Genomic DNA, 25,653 nt, shown 5'->3' on the forward strand with positions numbered 1-25,653 from the left:
TTCATCTTTGTTCCTTGTACTTTGTACCTTATACAATTTACAAGGCACTCACTCAAAATAACTAAAAGAAATGTCAAAATATGATGTAACAGTAATTGGTTCCGGTCCTGGTGGTTATGTAGCAGCAATTCGTTGTGCACAACTGGGAATGAAAACAGCTATTATTGAAAAATATGATACACTTGGTGGAACTTGCCTGAATGTGGGTTGTATTCCTTCAAAAGCACTGCTAGATTCCTCAGAGCATTATCATAATGCAGAAACTACCTTTAAAGAGCATGGCATCAACCTGAGCAATTTAAAAGTGGATATCAAGCAGATGATCATTAGAAAAGCAGATGTGGTCAAACAGAATGTTGACGGTATTGCTTTTTTGATGAAGAAAAACAAAATTGATGTCCATACAGGCGTGGGTTCTTTTAAAGACAAAAACACTGTTGTTGTCACAAAATCAGATGGTAAAACAGAAGAACTTGATACCGAAAAAGTAATCATCGCTACTGGTTCAAAACCTGTAGAGCTACCTTTTGCGAAATTTGATAAGAAAAGAATTATCAGCAGCACCGAAGCATTAGAACTTAAAGAAGTTCCAAAACACTTAATTTTGATCGGTGGTGGTGTAATAGGACTTGAATTGGGCTCTGTTTACAAAAGAATCGGCTCTAAAGTTACTACCATTGAATTCATGGATAGCTTAATTGCAACAATGGACGGCACGATGGGTAAGGAAATGAAAAAGAGTATGAAAAAGCTCGGGATGGACCTGAAATTGAAACACAAAGTAACCAAGGTTGAAAATAAAGGCAAGGAAGTAGAAGTTACTTATGAAACTGATAAAGGTGAAGAGGAAACTATTAAAGGCGATTATTGCTTAGTTGCTGTAGGAAGAAAACCCTATACGGATGGATTGAATCTTGAAGCTGCAGGACTAAAAACCGATGATAAGGGCAGAATCTCAGTAGATGAAAATTTGAAAACGGAAATTGACAATATTTATGCAATCGGAGATGTAGTGAGAGGAGCAATGCTAGCTCATAAAGCTGAGGAAGAAGGTACTTTTGTAGCAGAAACCATGGCCGGACAAAAGCCACATATTCACTATAAATTAATCCCTAACGTAGTTTATACCTGGCCAGAAGTTGCTGGAGTAGGCTACACTGAAGAAGAGCTGAAGGAAAAAGGCAGAGATATCAAAACGGGATCCTTCCCATATAAAGCACTAGGAAGAGCGAGAGCAAGTGGGGATTTAGAAGGTTTAGTTAAAGTAATTGCAGATAAGAAAACCGATGAGATTTTAGGCATTCATATTATCGGTGCAAGAGCGGCTGATATGATTGCAGCTGGGGTTACTGCAATGGAGTATAGAGCTTCTGCAGAAGATGTATCCCGAATGTCTCATGCGCATCCAACATATATGGAAGCAGTAAAAGAGGCATGTCTGGCAGCTACTGACAACAGACCAATTCATATGTGATCTCTAAAATCAAACTTTCTTGATCATAAAACAAAACCCGAAAGCAAACTCTTTCGGGTTTTTATTTCAATGATAAATCCTAGGCGGCTCCTTTTCCTGCAGGCAAGGCCCTATACGCATAGTACTGCATTACAGCCTCCAAAGCTGACAAAACAGCTTCATTTATAGGTAACATGTCTTTTGCTAATCTGAAATCTATTTGCATGAGTTTTTGGTAATAGTCAGTAAAAATCGGAACTGGAGACTTGGACTTTAGCATTTCAACAGCCCTTTCGTAATTTTCAACTTGATTTTCTTTTATCAATTTGCAAGTAACCATACGCAATTCACCGTACTTGTCTCGACTTGCGCCATATCCAAATAATCTGCAGATCAAACCTCTAAAATCATATTCTCCACAATGGCCATGATTCTGATCATATATTGATAGGGGTTGATAAACCAAACAATTAAGTGATTGATTTGCTTCTAGTTTCTCAAACATTTCATCTGCTCGGCCTTGCGAAAACCAGTGAAAGGCTAGCGGTAAAAACTCCAGAGGTGATGCTTCTATATCTGCCTTGTTACAACATTTACCACATCCTGAAAAACAATAAATGTCTGATTCGCGTCTGAAATCAGAAATCTCTTTGTCGAGACCTTTGAATAACTTTTCAACTGCCAAGACCTTTTGTTTGATTGTCATATTTTGGATGCAAATGTAAATTGAAATTCAATACTTCAATTCAATTCATCCATATATATTTTGTGAAATAAATTGCTTAAGCCACCTTAACTACACAATACTTTTCGGAAAAATATTTCTTGCTGATTTCCATGACTCTCTCTGAACTAATATTACGTATTTTGTCCACATAATTATCAAAATAATCTATGTAATCAGCACCTTCTGACAGCTTTACTTTGTAATTCTCGGATTGATGAAATACGGTATCCAAACTACTAGCAATTTTCCCTAGCATATAATTTTTAATGGTCTCAATCTCTTCCTGCGGTACAGGTGTAACTTTGAGTTCTTCCATTTCTCTATAAACTTCTTTTACTGTGTCTTCGACATGGTCAATTTTTACATCTGCTCCTATGATATGGTAATCCAAATGTTTATAATTAATCAAAACGGAATAAATACCATAGGTATAACCTTTATCCTCTCTGATATTTTTCATTAATCTTGATCCAAAATAACCACCCAAAATCTCATTTGTAATATTTAAATCGAAATAGTCAGGATGGTTGCGTGGAATAGAAATTAGCCCCATTCTAACAGAAGCCTGTACCGAACCTTCTCTTTTAATTAACTTATCATCAATGATAGGGGATAATTTACCAGTATATTCAGCAATTTCATTTGAAAACTCTAACATTCCGAAATGCTCCTCCAGGAAAGTAAATATATTCTGATCAAAATCTCCTGCTACAATAATTTCAGGTTTTAAAATAAAATATCGATTAAAGTATTTTTTAATATCCTCAATATCAATATTATTCAGATATTCCTCCTCTAAAGTATCCGCATATGGTGTGCCATGCAATAGATTTTTGCGAAGATTCTTAGTAGCTATCAAGGCATTTTTTTGCTTGTTTACTCTTATCTTTTGCAGTTGTTGTAACTTAATTTTTTCAAAATCCTCAGGATCAAATAAAGGCTCAGTGATAGCACTTTTTAATAAAGGCAAAAGGGTATTGAAATGCTCTTTCAGGCATAATAATGTAACCGTGGTATAATCATAGTCTATTGAAACATCTAAATGGGCACCATAATGATCCAACAGTTCCTGCAGCTCACTCCCTGGATAACTTTTAGTACCTTCCACCATGGATTTAGCACAAATTAATGATTGACCTGGCTTGTCGTCATTTACCTTGCCTGCAGGAAAAAGAATGTCAGTCTTTATGACAGGATTTGTATCATCTGCTAAAATGTGGACAGATAACTCATTGGACAACTCCTTGATCTTCGGCTTAGTCAAGGACAACTCTTTTAACATATAAGATTCAGGAGCTATTTGTCTATTGAGCATATAACTTAATTGAAAATTTAAAAATTGGTATTAATATAAATTCCTATTCTGCTACAGAAGCTTTAGCTATTCCCAAACTTTCAAAGTTAAAAACAGCTGTGAACCTAAGCGTTTCAGCCAACGGATTGTTTTGTTGGGTAGGGATTAAATATGAAAAATCTAATCCAAGCACCTGATACCTGAAGCCTAATCCAGCCGTGAAGTATTTTCTACCACCCTTGGTAGTGTGTTCATAAAAATAACCAGTACGCACTGCGAACACATTATTATACCAATACTCAACACCTGTTGAAATCGTGATTTCCCTTAATTCTTCTTGAAAACCTCCTGGCGCATCAGCAAAGGAACCGAACATTCCTTCCAATAAAGTTGCAGGGATAGTATCACTTTCATTTGGGGTCGGCACCATCAATTTATTAAAATCAAGTGCGACCGTCAGTTTATTGTACGGGTCCAACTCTGTTGTAAAAGCCGAGCCAATTTTAAGATTAATCGGTAGAAACTGCTCATTATCGTCACCGCTGTATGATACTTTGTTGGCAATATTAGATATTTGTAAACCCGTAGAAAAGTCAGAGTCTTTTCCATTAACCAAAAGATCCTTGGTGTAAAGCAACCCTAAATCTACTCCTAGAGCCGTTGCTGGACTTGGGTTCGATTGATTGTTATTTGTGTAATTTCCGAATAAATTGGACCTTGCAAATTTACCGGTCAATGATGCGCTAAGATTATCACTTAGCTTTCTAGAATAAGCAGCTGCTATAGAGAAATCTTTAGGAGAAAAATCTGTGCCAGTGCTACCATCATCGGTGAAAAATATATTTCCCAAATCAAAATATTTCATTGAGATCCCCACTACTTGTTCTTTATCAATTCTGTAATAACCGCTTAGGTAAGATATGGACATATCAGTTACCCCAATACTCATCAACCAGGGTGAATAAGAAATCGAAGCTCCGACTTCATTTTCTACAAATGCCAAACGTGCTGCATTCCATTGCATGGCATTGGCGTCAGCAGATAGTGCAACACCTACATCACCCATCCCAGCTGATCGGGAATCAGGTGAAATTAATAAAAAAGGCATTGCTGTGGTAATTACATTTCGTTCGGCATCCTGACCTGAAACCGTTGTGGGTGGACCTGTGATTTGACCAACGGCAATTGTTGAAATGAATGTAATAATAGTGAAAAAAATTAATCTTGCTACTCGCATTTTATCTTGATTTACTTCAAATATACTTAATTGATTACAATTAGCTTTTTAAATTGGTTAGTTTTTGCATTATCTTCTATAGAACGTATAAAAACCCTGACAAAATATATTCCGGGTGAAAGATTTCTTCCATTTTCACCCCTCAAATCCCAAACGTCCTGTCTAAAATCTTCTTTCGTATTATAATTATATGAATAAACTTCTTGACCTTGGTTATTGAGAATCTGGTATTTAACCTCCATCTCTTTATTTCTTCTGTTTTGTCGGAGCTTAAAATTAACATTTTCTGATGCCGGATTCGGAAATATGGTGAAGTCCAAAATCGAGAGCTCATCATTGCCCACTACCTTAAACTCCACGGTTGACTTCGATTTATTATTAAATACATCCATAGCAGTTACCGTTATATAATGTTCACCTTTTGCTAAATCTGATACATTATAACTCAAACTTCCCTCTTGGTATGAATCACGATTATAATAAAAAAAGTCATTCAGTTTGATCTCCTCTCCCCCATCCACATTAAATGTTATGCCCGGGTTTACATTACTATTGGAAATGCTAATGCCGTGTTCATCGAATAAATCTACTATTAATTCTACATTGCTCCCAGTCTTACCACCGCTCACAAATTCCCGATCGTTCAAGTAAATATTGACATCAGGCCCAATATCATCTTGATTTGACATAGTAATACTTCCACCGATCAAATAATCGTCATTAAAACCATTAGCATCTTCAAGTCCCTCCTTAGGTTTTGCATATAGGCTAAATTTTCCCTTTTCAATTTGATAATCTATTTCTTTTGGGACATAAAAAGTAAAACTAAAATTACCATTCTCTATCGTAGATTTCCCTCTATAAATCACCTGATCTAATTCGAGAAAATTGAATTCATTTTCTGAGGGATCAATTGTACTGCTTTCTTGTGGTTTATCGTAAAGTTCAGCAGTTAATTCTCCCCTAAAGCTGCTGATCATTTGACCTGCAGGATTTTCTACAATCCCGCTAACTGAAATTTTTGACATACTGTTTAGAGTGTCTGCATTTCCCTTCTCATTTACTACCTCTTCAATTCTTAAATTATTTTTAGGCTCGGCCAATGTTAATGCAGGGTCTCCCAATAGGATAAAATTTCTATTTTTCACTCCTACAATTCCAGAATTCTTGGTGTTCTTAATGATGTCTCCTAATTTTTTGGGTTCTCCACCATCTTCTTTGAACACATTTTTGAAAAAGGAGCGATTAAGGGTAGCATTTGAGCTCGATTCTACCGGTCGAGAAGTGGTCAAGAGTGCGATTGCACCTCCATCTTGCTTTAGCAACATTTCCTGTGCACCGGAGACTATGTTTGGATTATCAAATCTACCGTATTCACAAGTGGCTGTAACAAATAAAGGTAATCGATCTAAATTAGTCCATTCGCTAACCATATTTTTAGAAAGTATTGACTCGTTGGTCCAGCTATTTTCAGATCCATGGCCAATGTAATTCACTATCAAAGCCCCTTTTTCCACCATATCATTAATGGCCTCACGCATTTTTGGTGAGCGCTGTGTACTTGCAAAAATCTCTTGTTCGAAAGCACCTAAATACAGCTTATTGATGTTATAAAAACCAAAATTATCAATCACATATTCACTCAATATTTCTGAATCTCGGTGGAAAATATTACCGTCCTCATCGTCTGCAATAAAGTACAAATCATTGCGCCACTTATTAAATGTGTGAGGATTAGTTTCATAATGAATTATCTTATTGACGGCACCAGTAGCCTCCTGAGCTGTCTTAGCTGGAATTCGACCAATACCTACATCGATAGCATCTGTATTATTAAACTCCTCTTCCCAAATACCTTCCTCTTCATTCATAAAGCCATAAAAATCATCGGATGCGTAGGTAAAAACCGGGTGCAGTGAGTTTCTCGATTCATAGACAGGAACGAGATTCGTGTTATTAGCTACTCTATCTTTATAATCATATGATGCTGCTCCTAACATCAACACATATTTCAATTTACCTGGGTTTCTTTTGTAATAATATCGTATATAATTTCGAATGGCAGAAACATCAGCCCTACCAGATCCAAATTCATTAAATATTTGACTAGTTTTTGCCACCTCTACCTTATAACCGTTGTGACTTCTTCGGAAATCAGCCAACTTAAGAGCCTGTTGAAAAAAATCATCATAGGAGATAATAAGGTATTCAGGAGAGCTAGTGGTTTTAATATTTTGACCACTTAGTATATTTATGAAATAAGGGTCATGGGCTGTTGACTTTTCAAAAACCACGAACTTTCTTTCATTGGGCTGGGTCTGAGAAAACACAAATTTTTGTCCTTGATAAACCAATTCTTCATAATTTAATAGATCTGTAACATCCCATACCGAATGATTTGTATTTAGGCCTTGAATATTCAATTCATAATTACCAATCTGTTGGAAATCCCTGTTTCTAATCACCATCTGACCACCACCAATTTTTAATTGCTCTGGCACTGTCAGAAAAAGATAATCTAAATACCCATCAGATCTACCTGAACCTAACGGGTCATGTGAAATACCAACTGTAAGTTCATTGCTTGATAAAAGTGAACTAGTTAAAGTAGAATAATTGTTTATAATTTCTCCTTTTTGGCGATAGGGGAAAACAGTGAAATCAGAAACTTGGGGCATTTCAACGGAAGCCAAACCAAATTCATTTATTGATATATTTAAATTAGCTGAATTATAGGTCTGTGCCATGTACTGAGTAGTTAGTGCAATTTCTCTTCCTGGCGCTAAATCATTTAATAAGTTAAAAGTAAAAGTCTGAGATCTATTTACATTAAATGATTCTCCAAACCACATCCTTCCAGAACGTAAAATATTAGTTTGATCAATTTCATGAAAATATACAGCATCATACCAATCAATAACCCTATCGGGTTGTATATTGGTTGGGGATTTTGAGTCTATCGATTTAGTGCTCCCCGCATTTAAGTCGATAAAAAAGTATAATGAATCACTGTATAAATTATTACTATATTGATAAGTCTCTTCCTCGAAACTGAAATTAATGTTCTGAACGGCATCAGCGTAGAAATAAATTACCTCATCGTTGTCAAAAGCATTATTATCATTTGCCTCTACTTTCACTGGAATTTCTTGAGGAGCATACGGATAGTTCACTGAATTCGATTGTGGAATATGTCCTCCAGGCATCCCGTAAACCTGAATGTTTTTAGGGTTTATTTCATTGGCATTATATCCAATTGACTCAAGAAATACTTTATCAATTTTATGGACTCCTTCCTGCAGAGTAGCCACTTTAATAATACCTTCTTTCTCTAAAATAGACTGGCTACTTAAAAAATGGAAGGAAAACGTGGTCAATATAATACTGAGAAAGTACTTCATTTTTTTATTTAAACATTGAGCTAACAGTTATTACATAAAATTAATTTCATTTATTAAAGGCAAACTTAATCACTGATAATAGTATATAAAGCAGGATAACGAGTGGCACAGCTGAAAATTGAAAAAAACTTATTAAAACTATAGCCATCAGAATGGTGGTGTACCTAAAAATATTTTCACGAAAATTTAAGCTCTTAAATTTCAAAGCAATCATAGGGATTTCAGCTACCAGTAATAATGAAAAAACAACTGCAAAAATTAGTAACGAAGGCGTTTCAAATACAAATCCCAATGTTTCAAACTCCTTTAAAAAAACCAGAAATCCAATGAACAAAGCATTGGCAGGAGTAGGTAATCCAATAAATTCCTCTGATTGACGGCTATCAATATTGAATTTTGCCAATCTGAATGCTGAGAACACTGCAATCAAAAAGGCAGTGAAACTTAAAATTCCCGCGTCATTCATTTGTAAAAATTGGAAAAGCACATAAGAAGGTAAAAAACCAAATGTTACCATATCAGCCAAAGAGTCTAGCTGCTTCCCAATTTCAGAATGAACTTTCAACAATCTAGCCAACATACCGTCCAAAAAATCGAAAAATGCTGCTAACACAATGCAAAATGCCACCCATTCAAACTCAAATTGACTTGCAAAATACACACCCACTGCCCCTGTAAATAGGTTGGCCGCAGTGATTGTATTAGGAATATTCTTTTTTATCATAATATTCTATTTGATGGCACAGAAAGGATTACTTACTTTTTCTTTACCCAAAGTAGTTTCAGGGCCATGTCCACAATAAACTTTTACGTCATCATGATATTTAAATAGTTTGTTTTGAATGCTACTAATTAAAGTATCATGATCTCCTCCTGGGAGATCAGTTCTTCCTATGCTACCATCAAACAATACATCTCCTCCAATAAACACCTTTTCAGCTTCATTCATAAAACCTATGTGTCCTGGAGCGTGTCCCGGCAAGAACAATACTTTGAATTCAATATCACCTATTTTGTGAGTATCGCCTTCCTTCAAAAAGTGATCTGGCTGGCTAGGTTGGTAATTTGCAAAACCATAGGCGGCAGAATAAGTGGGGACAGCTTCTAATGTTGGTAAATCCTTTTCATGCATATACAACTCCACTCCAAACTTATCTTTCACAAATGCATTACCCAGCACATGATCAATGTGACAATGGGTATTTATTAATTGTGTTACATTTAATCCTTCAGCTTTTATGAAATTAACCAGTTCGTCCTGCTCGTAGCCTTCGTAACAACCTGGATCTATAATTGCTGCATTTTTATTGTTATCATAAACCACATAGGTATTTTCCATAAATGGGCTAAAAACAAATTGCTTTATGTTTATCATTTCCTTAAAGTTTAGTGCAAATTTGTTGAAATTAAAACTGATTGCCTAAAATTAGGATTACTAAATAAAATCTTAAAAAACAGTGGTAATAAAAATAAGGTAATTTAAACTTTAATGTGGTTAATATTCTTATTATATCATTCCAAAAAATCCATTTAGAATATGCAAATTGATTACATCATTGTGGGGCATGGATTGGCCTCTGTAGCGGTCGTTGAACATCTCAAAAAATATAATAAGTCATTCTTAGTGTTCTCAGATGAAAATCCAAACTCTAGCTCTAAAGTGGCGGCAGGCCTGTACAATCCTGTGACAGGCAGGAAAATGAAGCAAACCTGGAAAGCGGCTGAGCTATTTCCATATTTAGAACAGTTCTATACCAAGTTGGAAAATTCATTGCAAGCAAAATTCCTTCACAAAAGAACTATTTACAGGCCTTTTTTATCCTTGGAAGACCAGAATGATTGGATGTCAAGAACAGAAACAAATGATGTCTTCGTTACAGCAACTTACACTAAACCAAATTTCCAGGCATATATAAAAGATCAGTTCGGTGGAATTCTACTAAACAACAGCGGGTTTCTGGATGTGAAAGAAATGTTAGAGCACCACAAGAATAGGTTAGTTTTAGATCGGCAATTTATAAATGAACGAATAGATTTTAATTTAATAGAAGTACAGAAAGAAAAAATCAAATACAAGAAAATAGAAAGCAAAAACATAATCTTTTGCGATGGCCCATTAAGTCAAAATCCGTTTTTTAATTGGTTGCCAACCGCCCCAGTTAAGGGAGAAATCCTTCATATAAAAACCGAAAAGCCTCTTCCAGAAGAAATTATTTTCAATAGAGGAGTTTTTTTAGTTAAGAATCCGCAACAGGATTTCTACAGAGTTGGTGCTACTTATGAATGGAAGAAACTAGACTATGAACCAACTACAAAAGCAAGAAAGCAATTGACAGATAAACTGGATGATCTTTTAAAATTAGAATATGAAATTATAGAACAAGTAGCTGGAATTAGGCCCGCATCCAAAGACAGGCGACCCCTAATAGGAAACCATCCGGAATTGAAGAACGTATTTATATTCAATGGATTAGGAACTAAGGGCGTTTCTCTTGCACCATTTTTTGCCAATGAATTTGTTGAATCAATAATTAATTCAAAAAAATTGAACGATGAAGTAAACATAAATCGTTATTATCCATTATATTCAAGTTAGTATGATCAGAAGTTTCTTAAAATATGCTTTAGTTTTTTTAGGCTTTACTTTAATGTTAATGCCCAAGCTGTCATTCTCGCAAAATAGCGAGGAAACTTTTGGCAAGAGTAGAATCCAATATCGCTATTTTGAATGGAAGTATTATAGTACTCCACACTTTGATATTTATTATTACTACGGTGGTCAAAAATTAGCAAAGCAATTGGCAGAAAATATTGAAGAAGATTTTTTGCGTATTACTGACATAATGGGTTATGCTCCTTACAGCAAAACGAAAATTTTCCTGTTCAATAGCAACCTAGATTATAATCAAAGCAATGTTGGTCTTAATGAAGCACAATTTGACATAAGTGGACAAACCAACTTCTTAAAAACACATATAGAATTAGCTTTTTCTGGCTCCTACCAAGAATTTAAAGACGAACTCATCTACAAAGTTTCTAAGCTTTATGTCAAGGATATGTTGTTTGGAGGTGGTTTGGTTTCGGAGGTTTTTCAATCAAATGCATTATTTACTGTTCCCGATTGGTTTATTAGCGGAATTGCAGCCTATATCGCGTACGGCTGGAGTGCTGAAATGGACGATTTCGTAAGGAATTTCTTGGTTGACCATAGTGCGAAGCAAATTGATAAACTAGAAGGTAAAGAAGCGGAACTTGCAGGTCAATCTATATGGAATTTTATTTCAGAAAAATACGGGCGAATTAATATTTCCAATACCTTAAATTTAACAAGGATTATCCGAAATGAGGAGAAAAGTATCACCAATACACTGGGTATTCCTTTCAAAGCATTTCTATCCGAATACAGATACTTCTATCTTAATAATTTTTCAGGTATGGAAACAGAAAAACCCTCAAAGAAAAACCAGATTTCCAAACCCTGGCAGGGAGATTTGAATTATAGCTCTAAAATAAGCCCTAATGGTGATTATTTAGCTTATTCCATCAATAACCGAGGACGATTTAAAATTAAGTTGAGGGAAATAAGTACTGGAAATGAAAAAACAATTTTTAAAGGAGGCCAAAGGAGACTTGAAGAATTTGAGGATACATTTGCACCTGCCATGGACTGGGGGGATAGCACGACCTTGGGTATTGTAAGTTATGAAAGAGGTGTGAATTATTTGTATTTATATGACCCGTACTCCAAGAAATTTCAGAAAAGAGACTTACGAAGATTTGATCAAGTCAACCAAATCAACATTTACCCCAATGGAAAAACTGCTGTAGTCAGTGCTAATATTAATGCGCAGTCTGACTTGTACTTAATAAGCACCGGAAGACCTAATATAAGAAGGTTAACTAATGATGTTTTTGATGACTTAGATCCTGCTTTTATACCAGATACAAAACGTATTGTCTTCTCATCCAACAGAAGTTCTGATACCATCTCAACTGAAAATAACTATAAGGACTTGACTAAAAATTTCAATCTATTTGAATTAGACATCGATGAGCCAAATCAGTTAAACCAACTTACCAAAGATTTTGGGCAAAACTCAAAAATTGTCATCCCAGACAGCACCGCTATTTATTATGTTAGTGATAAGTCAGGGATTAATAATTTGTACAAATTTGACACCGAGAAAGGGACTTCTAGACAAATTACCGCTTACGGTACAGGGATTCTAAATTATGACATAAGACCTGAATTCAATTATTTTTCATTTGTATTAGACCAAAGCGGGGAACATAGATTTTTCTTTAGGAATGACTTCTCTGGAAATGAAGCAAAGTTTTTACCTTCTACACTTCGCAAGCAAGTTCAATTAAGTAGAAAGCTAAGCAGTGAAGCATCAAAACAAAGTAAAATCCCTGCTAGAAGCAATGAATTAGAAATCAATACCAAATCTGATTTCAAGAAAGATTCATCTCTGTCTAGCCTGCAAAAGAAATTAAACCAAACGGATGAATCTACTACTAAACTAGATGCTGATAATTTCGACTTCGAACAACAACAGTTTGAGCAAGAAAAGAAGCAAAGTTCCTTATTGAAGAATTTAAGTAAGCTTAGAAATACAGCTAGTATGATGGGCCCCTTTGATTATGAGCCAACATTTACAACTAATAATATAACTGCCTCTTGGAATATAGACCCTCTTATTGGACTTACCATGTACTCCAGGTATCAGATGAATGATTTACGTGAAAACAATAAATTCTATGGTGGATTTGATGTATCACTACAAGATTTCAAGAGTGGTTCTATATTTGGTGAATATCAATATCTTGAAAGATTGGTCGATTATAGTGTCAGGTTTGAAAGAGAAGTTTATGCTACAAAATTGGACGATAGATTCACTGACCAAACCTATTCACTTAACAACTTTAGTTTTGGAGGAGCCTACCCTTTTTCAAATAATAGTAGAATTAGTGTTAAGCCTCATATCGTATACCAACAATTTATTGAAAGCAGTTTTAATGTCTTAACTCAACAAAACAATTTGGAGAAAGATCCACTGCGCAATGACTTGCTCTTTGGAGGCAAAATCGAATATGTTTATGATAATTCGGAGCCATTGGGATTAAACATGAGACAAGGTTTAAGGGGGAAAATTGCTTTTGAAAATTATACTGGTGGCTTTAATGCAGGTGAATCATTCAGTAAGCTATACATTGATGTCAGAAATTATCAGAAAGTATTTAGAGAAATAACCTTTGCCAGCAGACTTTACGCAGGTGGATTCTTTGGCCAAAATTCACCATACTATATGTTGGGTGGAGTTGAAAACTGGGTTTTTAGAAGAGTCAACCAACCGCCTACTGGAGCCGAAATTACACCTGAGGAAAATCCACTTGCCTTAACCTCCACAGAGAGTCCCATCTATAACTCTAATATTTTGTTTCATGAATTTGTTACTGGTTTAAGAGGTTTCCAACTGAATGAATTTAGCGGAAAAAATGTGATACTTCTGAGTAATGAATTGCGATTTCCACTGTTTAGAGTTTTAAGTAATAATTCGATGTCATCAAATTTTGCTAGAAACTTTCAACTTATAGGATTTTATGACATTGGAACTGCATGGTTAGGTGGAAGTCCTTGGGATCAAGACAATAGCATTAACCGCCAAAATATTGAAACCAATAACTTTAAGGCGGTAATAAGAAATTACAAAAACCCTTGGTTGTCTTCCCTTGGTTTAGGATTGAGAACCACCTTATTAGGCTATTATTTAAGACTTGATTATGCTTACCCAATTGAAGACTATATAGTTCAAGATCCAAAACTGAGTCTAAGTATCGGTTATGATTTTTAATTAAATCCTTTTTGCTTACAATTAAGTTCTCGAATCCTATTAATTTTACCCCATGATTAAATCAATGACTGGCTTTGGTCATGCTGAAGCCCAAAACGAAAATATTTCAATTGAAGTAGAGATTAAAACTCTTAATTCTAAGTTTTTAGACTTGTCTTTGAAGCTTCCTAAAGTTTTTAACGCCAAGGAAATTGAAGTAAGAAACCTTATTACTCAAAAACTGATAAGGGGTAAAGCGTCTGTTTCCATCAATATTTCCAAGAAAAACAAGCAATTATCTTTACCTAACATAGACCAAGAGTTGTTTTCAGCATATTTGGATAAGTTATCGGAACTGGAAGAAGCCAACGGCCGAAAATTCCATGATAGCATGAAGATGGCTTTGGACGCCCCTGAAATTATTAAATATAATGAAGACCAGCTTGCTGAAGAGGATGATCAATTGATTATTGGGACATTAAATATTACTTTGGACAACTGCAATGACTTTAGAAATACAGAGGGTCAGACTGTGGGCGAAATTCTATCAGGCTATATTTATACCATTTCCGAAAAATTGGACAACGCCAAAAAGATAGAACCCAAAAGAATGGATAAAATCCGTACCCGCCTTCAAAATAATATTAAAGAACTAACGCAGTCTGTTGATTACGACCAGGAAAGGTTGGAACAAGAGTTGATTTACTATTCTGAAAAACTTGATGTAAATGAAGAAATGGAACGTTTGTCCATTCATTTACAATACTTTTTAGATACATTAAACAGCACAGCAGACTCACATGGCAAAAAGCTTGGTTTTATTAGCCAAGAAATCGGAAGGGAAATTAACACCTTAGGTTCTAAAGCCAATGACTCCGACTTGCAAGAGCAAGTCATTCAGATGAAAGAGGAATTGGAGAAAATTAAAGAGCAAAGTTTAAATGTGCTCTGATTTGAGCATCAATAAAAATCAAACTCCACCTGCTGAGTTCCGTCACCCTCTGTTAATCGGAGGGTTTTAATTTCTCCTCCCAAATCTGTATGAACCAAATTGGACTGGGTATCAAACTCATCAAATAAAACTATATTGGTAATTCTGAAGATTTTGGGCTTGCGTACTTTATAAATTTCCTGATATACCCACAGCACGTTTTCCTCCAGTTCACTTCCGATGTAAACGATCTCTTGTTCTTTCCCATCGATTTCAACTGCAAATCTCTTCGAAAAATAATCATTTACCATCTCATCAATTTCTTTGGTGCTTTCCATTGAAAGAATATCTAGATTAACTTTATAATGCTTATTTAAAGTCTGTTCAAAATCATCCACAAATACTTTATGCATAATTTGAACTGACTTCGTATCTTCCTTATAAACCAAATCTGTGATTGACACATAAAAAGGATGTAGCATTCCGCTAAGCATCCAGAAAAAACCGATAATATAATTGCTATATAACATTTTTGAAAGTCTTATGACTGTTTTACAAAATTATGGTAATATTATGTTTTGTTAACAATAAATCTGAAAATTATATAAAAGGATATGTCAACATTTAAAGCCTACTTTTTAGAAGGACTAGATCACATACTAGATATCAACGGATACGATCATATTTTATTCGTTCTCGCCCTTGCGGCAATATATTTAATGCGTGATTGGAGAAAGGTACTAATTCTAATTACGGCCTTTACTATTGGCCACTCTATCACTTTGGCTTTATCTACCTTAAATTATGTAAAAATAAGCTCGGAATTAATTGAATTCCTAATACCGGTTACCATTTTCATTACTGCATTTGCAAATCTTTTCAAAAAGGAAAGAAATCTGAAAAGCACAGGAAGCATGCAATTGAATTATGTATTTGCTTTGCTTTTTGGTCTAATCCATGGATTAGGATTTAGTAATTACCTGAAAGCCATTTTAGGAAAAAACAGTTCGATAGTGATGGAGTTATTAGCATTTAATGTTGGCTTAGAAGTAGGACAAATCATTATAGTTTTATGCTTTTTAGTTTTATCTTTTATCTTTATAGACCTTTTCGGGATGAAAAGAAGAGATTGGGTGCTGATTGTTTCCAGCGCCATTGCGGGAATTGCCGTAACAATTATGATGGAAACAAAATTTTGGTAAGTAGAACAATAAAATAAAATCAATATGAAAAGAATATTTACCGCCTTAATGGCATTTTTTACTTTTGCAGCTACGGCACAAGAGTATCAAAACCAAGGCAAATTTGAGCAATTGGATTATATGTTGAGGTCACCGAATGTTTACAGAACAGCTTCGGGAGCACCCGGTCATATGTATTGGCAACAGAAAGCTGACTACAAAATTGACGTTACACTTGATGAAGGCAAGAATCAAATCATTGGTTCTGAAACCATTACTTACACCAACAACTCACCAGATCAATTGACCTATTTATGGGTGCAGTTGGATCAGAACATGCGTGCCAAAAACAGTATGTCTTATGATGTAGGGGAGAATAGTGTTCCAAGCCGAGCTAGTGAAGGACAAATTGACCGGATGATGGGATACCCTGATTATGACGGTGGTCATAAAATCCAGAAGTTGGTAGATGCTGAAGGTAATGAGATGGAATACACGATCAATAATACGATGATGCGTATTGATTTGAAAAAACCATTGAAAGCAGGTGAAGAAATCTCTTTCTCCATTGACTGGTTCTACAATATTAACGATAGAGCACGAATGGGTGGACGTGGTGGATACGATTACTTTGAAGACGATGAAAACACTGTCTACACCATTACGCAGTGGTTTCCAAGAATGGCAGTTTATAACGACTTCGAAGGATGGCAAAATAAGCAATTCATCGGCAGTGGTGAGTTTGCATTACCATTCGGAGATTATGAAGTTAACATCACAGTTCCTGAAGATCATATTGTAGCTTCTACAGGTGAATTGCAAAATGCTGATGCCGTACTGACAGAGGATCAATTAGAGAGATGGGAAAAATCAAAAACCGCTGACGATCCTGTATTGATTGTGACAAAAAAAGAGGCTGAAAAAGCAGAAAAGAGTAAAGCAAAAGGGACCAAAACGTGGACTTATAAAGCTGAAGATGTTCGAGATTTCGCTTTTGGTTCTTCCCGTAAGTTTATCTGGGACGCTATGGGAGTTGATATAGATGGTAAAACAGTAATGGCAATGTCTTATTATCCCAAAGAAGCTTGGGGATTGTGGGACAAGTATTCCACCAGAGTAGTTGCACATACCCTAGAAGTTTATTCTAAAATGACAATACCTTATCCTTATCCTGTGGCAATATCTGTAGAAGCAGCCAACGGCATGGAATATCCAATGATTTGTTTCAACTATGGACGACCTGCTCCTGACGGTACTTATTCTGCCAGAACGAAATATGGAATGATAGGCGTAATCATTCATGAAGTAGGACATAATTTCTTCCCAATGATTGTCAATTCTGATGAGCGTCAATGGACTTGGATGGATGAAGGCCTAAATAGTTTCGTACAATTTGTTGCTGAGCAAGAATGGGAACCTAACTACCCAAGCAGAAGAGGCCCAGCAGGAAATATTGTTTCTTACATGAAAGGTGACAAACAAAATATCCGTCCTATTATGACCAATTCTGAAAATATAATTCAATTCGGTAATAACGCATACGGAAAACCAGCCACAGCCTTAAACATTTTAAGGGAAACAGTAATGGGAAGAGAGCTATTTGATAAATCATTCAAAACCTTTTCAGAAAGATGGGCCTTTAAACACCCTACTCCATCAGACTTTTTCCGCACCATGGAAGATGCTTCAGCAGTTGATTTGGATTGGTTTTGGAGAGGCTGGTTTTATAGCACTGACCATGTAGACATCGCAATCAAAGATGTAGAATGGTACAAATTAGATTCGAAAAATCCTGATGTGGAAAACAAAATCAAAAAAGAAAGAGCCGAAGAAGAGAGTTATCATGTAACGCCAGACAAAAACAAAGAAGAAGGAGTTAAGACTGTCGTAGAGAAGCATCCTGAGCTAAAAGATTTCTATAATAGCTATGATCCATTTGAAGTGGATAGTGACGATAGAAAGGCTTACAAAACTTTTAGAGCTTCATTAACAGATAAAGAGGAAGCACTTCTAGATGGTGGTTATAATTTTTATGAAGTTCAATATGAAAATAAAGGCGGATTAGTAATGCCGATCATCATTGAAGCCACTTATGCCGATGGAAGCAAAGAAACTTTCAAGTATCCTGCAGAAATCTGGAGAAAAAGAGAGAATACGGCCACTAAAGTAATCATTGCAAAAAAGGAAATTGTTCAATTTCAAGTAGATCCAAAAAGAGAAACAGCAGATGTGGACGAGGAAAATAATTACTGGCCACCAAGAAATATTCCTAATAAATTCGAACTGTATCAAATGAGGAATTCCACGCCAAGAGGCCAATCTCCAGCTGATAATGAAATGAGCAGAAATAAATAAAAATAATCAATGCTATTTAAAAAGGCAGAAGTAATCTTCTGCCTTTTTTTGTTTCTAAAATCGGGAACTCTTGTTAAAAACTACAGAATACTCAACTCAAAATAGTTTTGAACTGTGATTTGCGGGCAAGAGGACAAAAAGACGGGCTAGTTAATAATGTGGGCTGAAGCATAATTACGTCTTGATTTTTTCTTTCTTTTTGATCAAGCAGAAAGAAAAAGCACAAAATTTAATCTATAAAATAAATCTATCCATTATTCCCAAAACCTCAGATTTCATTAAAAACCATTAACTTTTATTTTGCCTATATTAACAAAGCTTTCCATCTTGGAATAGAATCCTGAAATCAGAGAACTCTAAATTACTTCTAAGTCATTATTCTGATTTCCCCTTCTTGAATAATGCAAATAAAACGATACTGAGACAAAAGAATGCCAAATTTCAAGTATTCAATTGCCACTATTCATATCCGTTTTGGATCAAATGAATTAAATTCTATAAGTGAGAACAACAATTACTCACAATAAAGTACTCAAAAAATCATTCAACAAAAAAGCCGAGCTTAGCTCGGCTTTTTATAAAAATTCAAATGTAATCTATTGAGCTTATCTTTCTACTTTAAAGTTAACTCTTCTATTTTTTGACCTATTCTCTTTTGTGTCATTAGGATATGCTGGTTCAGTTTCTCCTTTACCTACGTATTCCAATCGATCTTTCTTAACTCCATTATCGGTAAGATAATTGACAACTGACTGGGCTCTTTTCTCTGATAAGACTTGATTGTATTCTTCAGGTCCTGTGCTATCAGTATGTCCTATAATTACCACCTCAATATTACTATTATCTTTCATTACCTCTACCATCCTATTTAATTCAGAAATACTGCTTGGGTAGCAACTTATAACTATCAAAAGCGAAGAAAACATTATTTAAAACAATCTCAGCTTTCTCCTTAACTGGAGCCATTATCATATCATTATTAAAGCTTTTAGATTCCTTTTGATTAGTTAGATCAACATTTTCACTTATAGGCAAATATCCTTTCACTTTAGCAATATACTGATACTCTTGTCCAGCTGGCAAGGCAATCTTATACTCTCCTGTAGTAGGATCAGTTTGAACTTTTCCTACCTCAGTACCATCTAATGTTTCATAAGATACAATTGCGTCAAGCGGTTCTTGGGTTTCAGCATCCACAACCCTACCTGAAATGGTGATTACCGGATTTAATTCGTTAAACAATGGCATTGCTAATCTGTAGATATCCATGTCACCAAGGGAATCTTCCTTAGTATAATAAGCAAAATTACCCTCTGCCGGCATACTAAAGAATAAATCATCTCCATTTGAATTTACTTGTGGCCCCATATTATAAGGCTCACTCCAGTTTTGCCAAGTATCGTCCAGTCTTTGCGTCATATAGATATCACTTTTACCAAATCCTATATATCCTGACGAAGAGAAGAAAAGTGTCTTATCATCAGCGGCAAGAAATGGAGAGGTTTCATCGGTTGCTGTATTCACATTTGCACCCAAGTTCATGGGTGCCGTCCATGATCCGTCTCTCTTTTCAAAACTGACATATAAATCTCTGTCACCATAAGAATCATCTCTTTTGACAGACATAATTAAGGTTTTTCGACTATTCGCTAAATAGAAATTAGCCTTCTCAGACATATTGTAGAAATCATCGATTGATAAACTTTCTGGTTTCGACCAACTTTCTCCTTCTTTTGAAGATACAGATACTCCTGAAAACATTTTACCTTTCTTTGCATCGTACTCATTTCCAATTAGCAATACCAAAGTGTTACCATCTGGTGTAATAGAACTTACCCAGTTAGGACCATCACTGTTCAGTGGTTCCCCTAAATTCTTGGCTTCTTTCCATTCATTCGTAGTGGTATCCAAATCGCTAACCCAGATGTCTTCATAATCTTCAATTCCGCCAATGTTGTCAGGATGAAATTTTCTACCAAAGAACAACTGCCTACCATCAGGACTTAAGATTGGTTTTAGTTCTTCATAAGGACTATTTACTTTTTCGTCTAGACGTTCTGAAACCAACTCTTCTTTCACATTCGGCACCAATTCTAATTGTAAATCAATTGGGGTCTCAGAATCAGTGATTCCTATTGCATCAATACTGTAATATCCGGGTACAGCTCCCCCATCAAATTCTAGTTTTACTGCCGCGACATTAAACTCTGTTAGTTCGGTAAACAATCTCAAGAACCTTCCTGGTTGATTTACAATAACAGGTTCTCTTTCGATCATAAGATACTCATTTCCAGCTTCATCATAAAAGAAAATCTTTGTTAAAGCACTGGGATTATATGACTCAGCAATTGCAATTTGTCTAATCGGTTTGGGATTATCGAAACCAACTTTCACAAATTCCTCTCGTCCTGGTCGACTTGGCGTCCAAGCGCTTGGACTACCTTCACCCCAAGGGTAGACGTTAGGTTTTCCAAGTAACTGCTGAACCGAATATTGGGTATCTTCCAATTCAGACGAAAATTCAATTACTCTATCTGCCCAATTGGCGTCTTGAGCTTTGGAACCAAAAAATGTTAAAAAAGATGCTAGTAGTACTAATAATGGTTTTTTCATTTTAATAAATTATTCTGTCTTCAATATTCGAGCCTCCACTCTTCTATTGTTTAATTTTGCCTCTTCTGTACTTTCTCTACTTAGAGGTTGGGTACCTCCAAATGCTTTTGTTTTAATTCTATCTGAACTTACGGACTTAGATGTCAAATAAGATTTCACAGCTTTCACTCTTTTCTCACTCAATCTCATATTGGCTGATGCACTTCCCCTAAAATCAGTATGACCTTCTAACTGAATTTCCATATTCGGATATTCGGTCAGCATATTTAACAATTTATCCAGTTCCGTATAAGAACCATCCATAATATCCGCTTTGCTTTGTTTAAAGTTAATGTCTAACCTTAAAAGTGAACCTGCTCCTGCCGGCATTAGGCTAAATATCAAGGGCTCATTTTTCGATTTAACTTCAATTTTTTCTTCAATGGCAATGTAACCTTTCGCCTCAACCTTTACTTTATACTCTTTGTTTTCCTTAACTTTAAAGGAAAAGTCACCTGTCTCTACATCCGAATGAAACATTCTTATATCAGCCCCATAAGGCAAGCTTTCTAAGGTTAAAGTAGCTTCAATCGGCCCTTCCAAAGCTTTATTTATCACTTTCCCTTCCAATTCCACCCATTTCGTACCTGGTTGTGCTGCAGCTAATTGAATGTAAGCCGTAAAGATAATATTTAATATAAAGAACAAACCTTTCATACAATAATTTCTTTTTATTTTCTAAAAAAATAATTGTGCAAAACTAAGTTTTAATATTGGAATACATATAAATATTCGATGAAAATAAAAGAATACTATTCGAGTGGCTTTTTATTATACATCAAATAACCAATATTAAATAGAAGCAGGAAAGGTGAGTTATCGTCATAGTAATGTGCAGATAAACTAATGGGACCTATTGGAGATTCATAAAACAATGCTCCCATACCGGATAAGTGGTAATCAGGAATAAGACCTGTCCTAGTAGTCTCTTCCCCAACCTCATTCCATTTAAACACCGGCTTAAAAGCATGACCTTCAACTCTTAATTTAAAGTCTTTATAAAGATTGATCTGATATTTCAATCCTCCTGCGAGGAAAGCTGGAGCACGAAAATTTTCTAAAAATAATCCTTGGCTTTCAAAAGTTGGCAAATAAGCAGGAGAATTTAAAATAGTTGCTCTATAATTACTGAAAGCTTTTATATTACTCCCTTTAGCTGTTATAGAAAATCCAATATCACCATATTTTAATGGATAATACTGTTCAAACTCTGCAGCAAATTGGATCCAATTATGCGATACTTGATTCAATCCCATTTCGGAAGTAGAGCCTGGTTCAAATGACTCGTCCCCATAAAAATGAGACACACTTAATCCAAATTTAACTCCCTCTGTTGGAAATACCTTTTTATTCAAATCTACATAATCTAACGCTATTTGGTGATCATAGCCATAGAACCTATTAAAATCCAAAGTGTCGGAAGATACATAACTGTCCCTGTTTGTGTATTCATTTACCTTCCTTAGCAAACTACTTTTTAATTCTATTTTCATCCTATCAAAAATAGGCGCGCCCACTCTGACCCCATAGTTGCGGTCAAATTGATTGATAGGTGATACTCTTCTATTATCCAAAAAATTGCCTGTTTTAAGAAAATCCCAGCCATTGTAATGAAAGAATGGGGTAACATAAAACTGATATCCAAAAGGAAATTGCATTTTTAAATCATAATGAAACGACTTATAAAATTGTCCTATGTTTACTGATGTGCTGTGATTAAACAACATGTAATTTAAATGATCATATCCCGCACCCATAAAGAAATTACTCAATCCGGATGAAGCAACATTTCCTCCAATCTGTAACCTTATATTTTGCTCGCCTTCTGAGGTCAATCTAAAAGCAAACGATTCTTTTTCATTTGAATATGTTATTTTAGGAAAAACCGTACTGAAATATGGATCCGCAATCAATTTATAGTAGTTATTTCTGACCTCCGAAATGTCTAATTCTAATTTATTTTCAGGGTTAAGAATTTTATTAATAAATCGGACTTCATCTGGTCTTAAGTTATTGTATTCAAAAACTGAAAATTTTAAGGGTTTAATATTCTTTTTGAAATCTTGTCTTAAGCTTTCAAAATCTTCCCGGCTTTTTCTTCGCTCCACCTTTTCAAGGATTTGAGGCATCTTTCTCATGGCTTCCGCATAACCACTGTCAATAATGGCACCGACTTTATTAAAATCAAAGCCAGTAATATCTACAGTATTGGGCTCTATAAATACACTGGAATTACCAAGGTCTTTAGGATTCACCTTATCCATGATCATGAAAAGCAAAGAATTCGATATCAATTTCTTGTCATCTTCAGGATAGTCTTCAAATATCTTAGTGGCAACATTAACACCAATCATAATATCAGGATCAAATTTCTCCTCTAATTTACTCGCTGGGAAATTATCATATATACCACCATCAAAAATAAATTCACCATCAATCTTTACCGGCTTATAAACATAAGGAACTGACATTGTAGCTCGTAAAGAATGACCCAAAACCCCCTTGTCCATATAAACAGATTTTTGGGTAAATATTTCGGCTCCAACAGCTGTAAACGGAATTAATAGATTAGCGTAATTTTCACCAGCTATTTGATTGGCTTGTGCAGTATATTCGACCAATGCAAAATTGAGGATTAAATCATTCGCTAATTTTGGACGTAAATTTGTGTCAAATGTAGAATCAACTCCTAAATTGATTTCTAACCATTGGGGACTAGGACTACTTTTGAAATAGTAAGTATTAAAATCATCTGGAAATCTTCCATCAATCCAATTTTGAAAGTTTTCAGACCGTGCAATAGAATCAATTTCCTCCGGACTGTAACCAGCAGCGTAAAAACCACCTACTACTCCGCCCATGGAGGTTCCCATTACATAGTCAATTGGAATTTCATTTTCTTCTAGTGCTTTTAAAACTCCAACATGAGCTAAACCCTTAGCTCCACCACCACTTAACACCAAACCTACTTTTTGCGAGTAAATATTTAGATGAAAAGCTATTAACACCAATAAAAGCAAAGGCTTTTTATAAAGGTACATTTTAGTGGGGTTTTTCTGTCAATTAACCTAAAGTCAAAAGATAAAGAACCAAAATTAATTTTATTGCATACCAGCCATTAAAACTTCATCTTCACTTTCAGGATAAGGAATCTGATCTAATTTAGATCTAATGTAGCTCTTATATCGATTAAAAGTAGATAGGTAATCTTCTTTAATAGGTTCGGATGGAGGTAAATCAACTTTCATGGCATCTACTTGCCTTCCATTTTTCCAAAAACGATAGCATAAATGTGGTCCGCTAGCCAAACCAGTACTACCTACATAACCAATGAGTTGGCCTTGTTTTACTTTTGACCCTGGACTAATTCCTTTTGCTATCCTGTTCATATGTAAATACTGGGTAGAATATGTAGCATTATGACGAATTTTTACATTCCTGCCATTATACTTCTCGTATAAGGCTTTAGTGATCACTCCATCCCCAGCTGCATATATTGGAGTTCCTGTTGGAGCTGCATAATCAGTTCCCAAATGGGCTTTATATCTTTTTTGGACAGGATGAAATCTTTTGGCAGTATATCTTGAGCTAATTCTGGTAAATTTCACCGGATATCTCAAAAATGCTTTTCTTAAGCTTTTACCCTCTTCATCAAAATAATCAACGCCATCTCCTTGATCAAAAGCAACTGACAAAAATGGATTATTGTAATGTATTAATTCAGCCCCTAATATTTCTTCAACACCAACTGACTTCCCATCTATATTTCTTTCCGTAAATAATACTTTGAATTGATCACCGGGATATATTTTAGTAAAATCAATTTGCCATCCGTACATATCGGCAACTAAATCGACCAATTCGGGCGTCCCTCCATTTTTCAGTATTTCTTCATAAAGTGAGGATTGAATAGTACCACTTATCGCTTTTTCTTTAATTTCCACAGGTCTCTTTTCCACATAAACATTAATGGAATCTTTCAAATTAAATACTACATATTCTTCAGGATTGGGCTCATAGACTAAAGCGGTGGCTGATGGTAAAGAATCAACGTCTTGATATATAACAGTGTATTTTTTATTAGGAGCTATTTTCCGTACATCAAAAACATTTTTGGCTACATTCGCCAATTGAAATATAGTTTGATGTGACACATTGTAGGCCAAAAGTATATCTGAAATACTTTGATTTCGCTTTACTGCATGCTCTTGAACTTGAAATGAATCTACCACCATGCCGTAAAGTATTGTTGGATCTGGCTGCAACAATTCTGCAGGAATTGAATCAGACTCTAGCTTCGCTTTTCCCTCAAGTTCCGAACTGGCGTAATACTCAAAAACAAAAAAATAGGTTAGTAAAACTAAAACCAATAAAATGAGTGCGCTAAAAATTTTTCTATTCATTTCTATTCAAACGATAATTTCTGTATTGCAATATTATTATATTTTTCTAAAAACCAATGAATTAGCTACTTTATTTTAAAGTAATTGTTTAATTTAGCATTGAATAAAATCCTTTCTTCTTGCTTAAACGATATTAATAAACATTGAGTATAAGCCGAAACTAATACAAAAAAGCCGATTTGCAA

General features: G+C 35.1%; 18 protein-coding genes. 6 read left to right on the forward strand and 12 right to left on the reverse strand.

The window, feature by feature from the left end:
• Positions 1 to 70: 70 nt before the first annotated feature.
• On the forward strand, positions 71 to 1,474 hold the full coding sequence (lpdA, locus tag Q3Y49_RS03215; protein ID WP_303270798.1) for a dihydrolipoyl dehydrogenase: 1,404 nt from the start codon (positions 71 to 73) through the stop codon (positions 1,472 to 1,474).
• A gap of 79 nt (positions 1,475 to 1,553) precedes the next feature.
• On the opposite strand, the gene Q3Y49_RS03220 is transcribed toward lpdA, so the two are convergent.
• The 6 genes from Q3Y49_RS03220 to Q3Y49_RS03245 form a co-directional block, all read right to left on the reverse strand.
• Positions 1,554 to 2,159, reverse strand: coding sequence for a YkgJ family cysteine cluster protein (locus Q3Y49_RS03220; RefSeq protein ID WP_303270799.1), 606 nt, complete (start codon positions 2,157 to 2,159; stop codon positions 1,554 to 1,556).
• 76 nt (positions 2,160 to 2,235) lie between these two features.
• Positions 2,236 to 3,495 (reverse strand): M16 family metallopeptidase, encoded by a 1,260-nt coding sequence (locus tag Q3Y49_RS03225; protein WP_303270800.1) that lies wholly within the window; start codon positions 3,493 to 3,495, stop codon positions 2,236 to 2,238.
• A 43-nt stretch (positions 3,496 to 3,538) separates the two neighbouring features.
• Positions 3,539 to 4,711, reverse strand: a complete 1,173-nt coding sequence (gene porV / locus Q3Y49_RS03230; RefSeq protein ID WP_303270801.1) for a type IX secretion system outer membrane channel protein PorV — start codon at positions 4,709 to 4,711, stop codon at positions 3,539 to 3,541.
• 26 nt (positions 4,712 to 4,737) lie between these two features.
• Positions 4,738 to 8,112: a type IX secretion system sortase PorU gene (porU, locus tag Q3Y49_RS03235; RefSeq protein ID WP_303270802.1), complete on the reverse strand. Its 3,375-nt coding sequence runs from the start codon at positions 8,110 to 8,112 to the stop codon at positions 4,738 to 4,740.
• Positions 8,113 to 8,158: 46 nt separating this feature from the next.
• Positions 8,159 to 8,836, reverse strand: a complete 678-nt coding sequence (gene pssA, locus Q3Y49_RS03240; protein ID WP_303270803.1) for a CDP-diacylglycerol--serine O-phosphatidyltransferase — start codon at positions 8,834 to 8,836, stop codon at positions 8,159 to 8,161.
• Between the two features lie 6 nt (positions 8,837 to 8,842).
• Entirely contained in the window at positions 8,843 to 9,487 is a 645-nt protein-coding gene (locus Q3Y49_RS03245) for an MBL fold metallo-hydrolase (RefSeq protein ID WP_303270804.1), read from the reverse strand.
• Positions 9,488 to 9,649: 162 nt separating this feature from the next.
• Here Q3Y49_RS03245 and Q3Y49_RS03250 point away from each other — a divergent pair, with 162 nt between their 5' ends.
• From Q3Y49_RS03250 to Q3Y49_RS03260, 3 genes are read left to right on the forward strand one after another with little or no spacing between them, the layout of a single operon-like run.
• Positions 9,650 to 10,708, forward strand: coding sequence for an NAD(P)/FAD-dependent oxidoreductase (locus Q3Y49_RS03250; RefSeq protein WP_303270805.1), 1,059 nt, complete (start codon positions 9,650 to 9,652; stop codon positions 10,706 to 10,708).
• A gap of 58 nt (positions 10,709 to 10,766) precedes the next feature.
• Entirely contained in the window at positions 10,767 to 13,967 is a 3,201-nt protein-coding gene (locus tag Q3Y49_RS03255; protein WP_303270806.1) for a hypothetical protein, read from the forward strand.
• A gap of 52 nt (positions 13,968 to 14,019) precedes the next feature.
• Complete coding sequence (locus tag Q3Y49_RS03260) at positions 14,020 to 14,898, forward strand: YicC/YloC family endoribonuclease (protein ID WP_303270807.1); 879 nt, start codon at positions 14,020 to 14,022, stop codon at positions 14,896 to 14,898.
• Between the two features lie 8 nt (positions 14,899 to 14,906).
• On the opposite strand, the gene Q3Y49_RS03265 is transcribed toward Q3Y49_RS03260, so the two are convergent.
• Positions 14,907 to 15,407, reverse strand: a complete 501-nt coding sequence (locus Q3Y49_RS03265; protein WP_303270808.1) for a DUF6702 family protein — start codon at positions 15,405 to 15,407, stop codon at positions 14,907 to 14,909.
• 84 nt (positions 15,408 to 15,491) lie between these two features.
• Between Q3Y49_RS03265 and Q3Y49_RS03270 the strand changes: the two genes are divergently transcribed.
• Positions 15,492 to 16,079 (forward strand): HupE/UreJ family protein, encoded by a 588-nt coding sequence (locus Q3Y49_RS03270; RefSeq protein ID WP_303270809.1) that lies wholly within the window; start codon positions 15,492 to 15,494, stop codon positions 16,077 to 16,079.
• Positions 16,080 to 16,103: 24 nt separating this feature from the next.
• Entirely contained in the window at positions 16,104 to 18,413 is a 2,310-nt protein-coding gene (locus Q3Y49_RS03275; protein ID WP_303270810.1) for a M1 family metallopeptidase, read from the forward strand.
• Between the two features lie 605 nt (positions 18,414 to 19,018).
• Here Q3Y49_RS03275 and Q3Y49_RS03280 read toward each other — a convergent pair.
• The 5 genes from Q3Y49_RS03280 to Q3Y49_RS03300 form a co-directional block, all read right to left on the reverse strand.
• Positions 19,019 to 19,264, reverse strand: a complete 246-nt coding sequence (locus Q3Y49_RS03280; protein ID WP_303270812.1) for an OmpA family protein — start codon at positions 19,262 to 19,264, stop codon at positions 19,019 to 19,021.
• A gap of 22 nt (positions 19,265 to 19,286) precedes the next feature.
• Positions 19,287 to 21,026 carry a peptidase associated/transthyretin-like domain-containing protein gene (locus Q3Y49_RS03285; RefSeq protein ID WP_303270814.1) on the reverse strand — a complete coding sequence of 580 codons (1,740 nt, stop codon included), beginning with the start codon at positions 21,024 to 21,026 and terminating at the stop codon, positions 19,287 to 19,289.
• A 9-nt stretch (positions 21,027 to 21,035) separates the two neighbouring features.
• Entirely contained in the window at positions 21,036 to 21,722 is a 687-nt protein-coding gene (locus tag Q3Y49_RS03290; RefSeq protein WP_303270815.1) for an OmpA family protein, read from the reverse strand.
• 95 nt (positions 21,723 to 21,817) lie between these two features.
• Positions 21,818 to 24,106 carry a patatin-like phospholipase family protein gene (locus Q3Y49_RS03295; RefSeq protein WP_303270816.1) on the reverse strand — a complete coding sequence of 763 codons (2,289 nt, stop codon included), beginning with the start codon at positions 24,104 to 24,106 and terminating at the stop codon, positions 21,818 to 21,820.
• A gap of 60 nt (positions 24,107 to 24,166) precedes the next feature.
• Complete coding sequence (locus Q3Y49_RS03300) at positions 24,167 to 25,468, reverse strand: peptidoglycan DD-metalloendopeptidase family protein (protein ID WP_303270817.1); 1,302 nt, start codon at positions 25,466 to 25,468, stop codon at positions 24,167 to 24,169.
• Between the last annotated feature and the right edge of the window lie 185 nt (positions 25,469 to 25,653).

This window comes from Marivirga harenae, from assembly GCF_030534335.1.
GTDB lineage: Bacteria > Bacteroidota > Bacteroidia > Cytophagales > Cyclobacteriaceae > Marivirga > Marivirga harenae.

Bases quoted from the DNA above. Each gene is read 5' to 3' on its own strand.
- Q3Y49_RS03225 (WP_303270800.1), bottom strand. From the start codon at position 3,495: ATGCTCAATAGACAAATAGCTCCTGAATCTTATATGTTAAAAGAGTTG.
- Q3Y49_RS03280 (WP_303270812.1), bottom strand. From the start codon at position 19,264: ATGAAAGATAATAGTAATATTGAGGTGGTAATTATAGGACATACTGAT.
- pssA (WP_303270803.1), bottom strand. From the start codon at position 8,836: ATGATAAAAAAGAATATTCCTAATACAATCACTGCGGCCAACCTATTT.
- Q3Y49_RS03220 (WP_303270799.1), bottom strand. From the start codon at position 2,159: ATGACAATCAAACAAAAGGTCTTGGCAGTTGAAAAGTTATTCAAAGGT.
- Q3Y49_RS03265 (WP_303270808.1), bottom strand. From the start codon at position 15,407: ATGTTATATAGCAATTATATTATCGGTTTTTTCTGGATGCTTAGCGGA.
- porV (WP_303270801.1), bottom strand. From the start codon at position 4,711: ATGCGAGTAGCAAGATTAATTTTTTTCACTATTATTACATTCATTTCA.
- Q3Y49_RS03275 (WP_303270810.1), top strand. From the start codon at position 16,104: ATGAAAAGAATATTTACCGCCTTAATGGCATTTTTTACTTTTGCAGCT.
- porU (WP_303270802.1), bottom strand. From the start codon at position 8,112: ATGAAGTACTTTCTCAGTATTATATTGACCACGTTTTCCTTCCATTTT.
- Q3Y49_RS03255 (WP_303270806.1), top strand. From the start codon at position 10,767: ATGCCCAAGCTGTCATTCTCGCAAAATAGCGAGGAAACTTTTGGCAAG.
- Q3Y49_RS03295 (WP_303270816.1), bottom strand. From the start codon at position 24,106: ATGTACCTTTATAAAAAGCCTTTGCTTTTATTGGTGTTAATAGCTTTT.
- Q3Y49_RS03300 (WP_303270817.1), bottom strand. From the start codon at position 25,468: ATGAATAGAAAAATTTTTAGCGCACTCATTTTATTGGTTTTAGTTTTA.
- Q3Y49_RS03270 (WP_303270809.1), top strand. From the start codon at position 15,492: ATGTCAACATTTAAAGCCTACTTTTTAGAAGGACTAGATCACATACTA.
- Q3Y49_RS03290 (WP_303270815.1), bottom strand. From the start codon at position 21,722: ATGAAAGGTTTGTTCTTTATATTAAATATTATCTTTACGGCTTACATT.
- Q3Y49_RS03260 (WP_303270807.1), top strand. From the start codon at position 14,020: ATGATTAAATCAATGACTGGCTTTGGTCATGCTGAAGCCCAAAACGAA.
- Q3Y49_RS03245 (WP_303270804.1), bottom strand. From the start codon at position 9,487: ATGATAAACATAAAGCAATTTGTTTTTAGCCCATTTATGGAAAATACC.
- lpdA (WP_303270798.1), top strand. From the start codon at position 71: ATGTCAAAATATGATGTAACAGTAATTGGTTCCGGTCCTGGTGGTTAT.
- Q3Y49_RS03285 (WP_303270814.1), bottom strand. From the start codon at position 21,026: ATGAAAAAACCATTATTAGTACTACTAGCATCTTTTTTAACATTTTTT.
- Q3Y49_RS03250 (WP_303270805.1), top strand. From the start codon at position 9,650: ATGCAAATTGATTACATCATTGTGGGGCATGGATTGGCCTCTGTAGCG.